This is a genomic window from Bifidobacteriaceae bacterium (assembly GCA_031281585.1).
In the GTDB taxonomy this organism is placed as follows: domain Bacteria; phylum Actinomycetota; class Actinomycetes; order Actinomycetales; family WQXJ01; genus JAIRTF01.
In genome coordinates this window covers 1-3,503 of sequence record JAITFE010000167.1, presented here as the reverse complement: position 1 = coordinate 3,503, position 3,503 = coordinate 1, and the positions used below count along the sequence as shown (strand labels likewise).

7 protein-coding genes and 1 tRNA gene are annotated in these 3,503 nt (G+C 69.3%); 4 read left to right on the top strand and 4 right to left on the bottom strand.

What is annotated here, in order from left to right:
* The first annotated feature begins 27 nt into the window (after positions 1-27).
* Positions 28-104, top strand: a tRNA-Pro gene (locus LBC97_16770).
* 252 nt (positions 105-356) lie between these two features.
* Here the strand turns inward: LBC97_16770 and LBC97_16765 are convergent.
* Genes LBC97_16765 through LBC97_16755 form a run of 3 tightly spaced genes read right to left on the bottom strand, consistent with a single transcriptional unit; the run spans position 357 to position 1,799 of the window.
* Complete coding sequence (locus LBC97_16765; GenBank protein ID MDR2567668.1) at positions 357-986, bottom strand: site-specific integrase; 630 nt, start codon at positions 984-986, stop codon at positions 357-359.
* Positions 987-991: 5 nt separating this feature from the next.
* Positions 992-1,564, bottom strand: coding sequence for a hypothetical protein (locus tag LBC97_16760; GenBank protein MDR2567667.1), 573 nt, complete (start codon positions 1,562-1,564; stop codon positions 992-994).
* A complete protein-coding gene (locus LBC97_16755; GenBank protein MDR2567666.1) occupies positions 1,545-1,799 on the bottom strand; it encodes a helix-turn-helix domain-containing protein in 255 nt (84 codons plus the stop codon). The genes LBC97_16760 and LBC97_16755 overlap by 20 nt, the downstream gene beginning before the upstream one ends.
* A 100-nt stretch (positions 1,800-1,899) precedes the next feature.
* Between LBC97_16755 and LBC97_16750 the strand changes: the two genes are divergently transcribed.
* From LBC97_16750 to LBC97_16740, 3 genes are all read left to right on the top strand, one after another.
* Complete coding sequence (locus tag LBC97_16750; protein MDR2567665.1) at positions 1,900-2,610, top strand: hypothetical protein; 711 nt, start codon at positions 1,900-1,902, stop codon at positions 2,608-2,610.
* An 83-nt stretch (positions 2,611-2,693) separates the two neighbouring features.
* Positions 2,694-3,008 carry a hypothetical protein gene (locus tag LBC97_16745; GenBank protein ID MDR2567664.1) on the top strand — a complete coding sequence of 105 codons (315 nt, stop codon included), beginning with the start codon at positions 2,694-2,696 and terminating at the stop codon, positions 3,006-3,008.
* Complete coding sequence (locus tag LBC97_16740) at positions 3,005-3,163, top strand: zeta toxin family protein (protein ID MDR2567663.1); 159 nt, start codon at positions 3,005-3,007, stop codon at positions 3,161-3,163. Before LBC97_16745 ends, LBC97_16740 begins: the two co-directional genes overlap by 4 nt.
* 74 nt (positions 3,164-3,237) lie before the next feature.
* Here the strand turns inward: LBC97_16740 and LBC97_16735 are convergent.
* Positions 3,238-3,503 (bottom strand): tyrosine-type recombinase/integrase (locus LBC97_16735; GenBank protein ID MDR2567662.1); only part of this gene is annotated, 266 nt, incomplete at its 5' end.

Sequence of the window (3,503 nt, the reverse complement as noted above, 5' to 3'; positions counted from 1 at the left end):
GACTCGGCAGCCGGATCACTTGATCCTCGGGGTGTGGCGCAGCTTGGTAGCGCGCTTCGTTCGGGACGAAGAGGTCGTGGGTTCAAATCCCGCCACCCCGACCACTGCGAAAAGCGGTGCTGATCAGCGGTTTTGCGGCTGGGCGGCACCGCTTTTCTCGTTTCTGGTCGCGTGTAAATCACCCCGGAATCACCCCTTGAGCGGTCGTGGTGCTGGTTCGGAAGCTGCCGTCCGGTCCGGCACCTACGAATGGCCTGGCCGGAGGGTTGGCGGCTGCGAGTCGCCTGGTAGTGGCCGTTTTCCTGCGGCTGGGCGCCGGGCTGGGAGTGCAACCCGCATCCCGGGCCAGGGGCCGGTCACAGGGACAGGCCGCGCGCCGTCGGGTCGGTGCGCGAGGGGGAGCCTCCGAAGGCGCTGAGTGGCGAGAGGTTCGCAGTTGCTGGCTTGGGTTGCGGCGCCGCTGGCCGCCGGGGTCTCGGGGCCGGTGGTGTCGCGTTGAGGAGTTGGAGGGCGGTGCGGTCGGCGTAGTCGCCGAGGTGGTGGAGGTAGCGGGCGGTGATTTCGATGGAGGAGTGGCCGAGCCAGGCTTGGACGGTGGTCAGGGGCACGCCTTGGAGGATCCACTGGCATGCCGCTGTGTGACGGAGATCGTGCAGGGTGCGGCCGCGCCCGGTGACAGCCCAGTTGACGCTTTGGACAAATCTTGACCGGTGGAGTTGCCCGCCGCGGGGGGTGGTGAAGAGCAGGTCTTCGGGGTTCTTCCCGGCGGCGAAGCGGCGGATGGGCGGCAGGACGGCATCGGGCAGGGGGATGTGGCGGGTCTTGCGGGACTTGGGGGCGGCGGCCTGGGAGACGCCTTCTGGCTGGTTGCGGATGACGGACAGGCGCGGCATCGGGGTCTCGGCGAAATCGCGGACCAGCATGGCGCGGGCCTCTCCCCAACGCAGCCCGGTGCTGGCGAGCACTTGGACGAGGTCGGCGTACACGGGGCTCACCGCAGCAACTGCGGCGACAACCTGGGCGAGTTCGGGGGCGGGGAGGGGCGCATGTCCTCGCGGGCGCGGCGGTCTTTGGGCGGGACGGCCTTCTTGACGGGGTTGGCGGGGATGTACCCCTCGGCGGCGCACCAGGCGAAGAACGAGGACAAGGACTCGCGGTGGCGTTTCACGGTGGTGGGCGCGAGACTGCGGGCGAGGAGGTCGTCTTGCCATTTCTGGACGGCGGCGCCGGTGACGGCGTTGGCGTTGAGCTTGCGGAACCAGTCGGGCAGGACGGGCTCTTTGCGGGACTTGCCGGAGCGTTGCCCGTCTGTGGGCAGGAGGTAGCGGTCGGTGTCGAGGGTGGTCTTGGTGACCTTCCCCTCGCGCTGCTCGAGCCACGCTTTGAGCAGGTCTTCGACTGGTATCTTGCCGAGGCGGGGGTCGTAGCCGTGCTCGTCGAACGCGGCCCGCTGGCGGCGTTCCCACTGGGCGGCGGCGCGTTTGGTGTCGAACCGGCGGGTCTTGACGACCCGGCCGCCCAGTTTGAGCCGCCCCTCCCACATGTCACCGCGTCTGGCCGGCACGGGGAGCTCCTTCCGGGCGGCGGGCCGGGCCGGCCGAGCGGGCAGCGAGCCAGCGCTCCACGTCTGCGGCGCGGTAGCGGGGAAGCCCCTCCGCCAGCCAGCAGACCTCCGGGCCGCGGCCGGACTGCCGCCACCGCACCAGGGTCGACTTCGAGACGGCCAGCCACTTGGCGACCGCCTCAGTGCGGAGCAGCAGGTCAGCGTTGCCAGCGGGTGGTCGGGTCAGTGTTTTCATCAAACCGCCTCATGTTATGGCGAGTACACGTAATCAAATCACATGACGCGCGTATCCGCAAGTACCTGAGCTGGGTGGGTTTTTCCGGTATTGTTGCCTTGTGCCGATTGCTCCCCCGCCCGCCGATGGTGCCCCCAACGACGAGTTGCTGGTTGCGGCGGACCTGCCGCCGGGGTGGCGGCTGCCCAATCACCGGCCGGGGGAGCGGCCGGACGCCGCCAGCGCCGCCATCGACCGGGCGCTCAGCTACGACGACTGGGCGGCCACCGACGGGGAGAGGCGTTCCCAGGCGGAGTCGGACCAGAACGAGACCGTGGACGGCCGCTGGCTGCTGATAGAGCACGAGGCCACCCACGCCCGCGTCCTGATCCGGTTGCAGCGCCAGACGCATGCCGTGCCGGAGGAGGTCCGCATCACCGGGGTTGTCCATCTGCCGTGGAGGCCCGGCGACCCGGTCACCAGCCAACTCCTCCGCCAGCTGCCGACCGCCCGGATCGAGGCCGCGATCAACAAGCGGCTCTTCGCGATGAAACGCGAAACGGGTGCCAGGGGAGGCCGTGTGGTGTTGCCAAGCGGCCGCAAAGTCCGCGAGCGGGACCTGTTGAAACCGTTGGGCGACCCGAAGCGCGACCCGGACTTCTACGAGCTGGCGGCCCTCCAGCACGGCCGCCTGGCCGCTCAGGGCGACTCCAACCCGACAGCCACCATGGCGCGGATCAGCGGCGTGGCGCAGAGCACCGCCCAAGGCTGGGTCGCCAAAGCCAGAACCCGCGGACTGCTGCCTCCGGGCAGGCGTGGCCGCGCCGGGTAGCCGGTGTGAGCGTTACCGCAGGTGGACGGTTTGGCGCCGGGTTGGCGCGCTACGATGGCGGGAGTTGAAAGAGAGGAGCGCTGATGAGCACTGTCGACACCCGGACCGGGACGCCATGGTCGGCGCGTGCTCTGCGCGACGAGCGCCTGGCTGACGACGTGGCGTTGTATGACATCACCCGGCAGGCGGCGACGGTGTTGTCTTCGTTGCTCTTGCAGCGGATGCGCGGCGCTGAGGACGATGCCGCGCGGGCGGTTTGGGCGGCCCGGCGGCGCCTTGTCAAGCGGCAGGTTCTCGCGTTGGATCCCGGCGACCGGGCCGGGCTGGTGGCTCAGCAGGAGGCCTGGGCGGCCGAGATCGATGCCCTGGAGTCCGCGCCTTCCCGAATCTCGGCGTGACCGCGCCGGAGGTCGGATCCGAGGCCTGGCTGCGGCGCGTCTTCGACACGGAGGCGCGGGATGACATCTTCGGCGACTACCGGCCTGCGCCTGGCGTGCCGCTGTTGGTGTTGCTAGGCGGCCAGCCGGCCGCGGGGATTATCAGGTGGATCTAGTTATCCTGGGTTTGGTGCGTTCGGGCTGGTCGGCGCGGTGCGCGGGTCCTGTCGCTCGGGATAACCGGGCCTGTTCATTTCAGTCCTGCGAGGGCGAGGATCAGATCGTCGCCTCCTTCCCAGATGGGTGCGAGTACGCCGGGTTCGGAACTGGCGGCCTTTCGGACTGCTTCGCGGACCATTTGGTTGTCTGCTGAGGCGTAAACCGTTGTGGTGGCGATGTCAGCGTGGCCGAGGAACTCTTTGATGTGGGGCAGGGGCACCCCGGCCCGTAGCATCTGGGTGGCGCGGGCGTGGCGAAGTTGATGGGCGTGTACGTGTTCCGGCATCTCGGGGTATT